1 protein-coding gene is annotated in these 545 nt (G+C 62.2%); it reads left to right on the top strand.

The window, feature by feature from the left end; genetic code table 11:
• Window positions 1-545 (top strand): SLC5/6 family protein (locus AC1DLB_RS31740; protein WP_477786499.1); only part of this gene is annotated, 545 nt, incomplete at both ends.

Here is a 545-nt window from a genome sequence, read left to right as displayed (position 1 = left end):
GCCCTACATTGCCTTGCAACTCAAGGGCATCGTGCTGGGTGTAAACCTGTTGATCGGCGCCGGCGCCGACGCCATGGGCACGCGCGCGCAGGACACGGCGCTGATCGTCTCCCTGGTACTGGCGCTGTTCACCATCGTTTTCGGTACCCGCAACCTCGACGCCACGGAACACCACCGCGGCATGGTGCTGGCGATTGCCTTTGAATCGCTGGTCAAGCTGTTCGCTTTTCTCGCGGTCGGCGCGTTCGTGACCTACGGCCTGTACGACGGTTTCGACGACCTGTTCGACCAGGCCATGCTCGCCCCGCGCCTGGAAGAGTACTGGAAGGAAACCATCAACTGGCCGTCCATGGTGGTGCAGACCGGTGTGGCGATGATGGCGATCATCTGCCTGCCCCGGCAGTTCCACGTGACCGTGGTGGAAAACATCGACCCCCAGGATTTACGCCTGGCCAAGTGGGTGTTCCCGACGTATCTGGCGCTGGCCGCGCTTTTTGTGGTGCCGATTGCACTGGCCGGTCAGATGTTGCTACCCAGTTCGGTGC

The sequence above is a fragment of the Pseudomonas sp. 05N434 genome (assembly GCF_056396965.1).
Note: the sequence above shows the minus strand (reverse complement) of the source record. Positions and strands in the feature narration are given on the sequence as shown.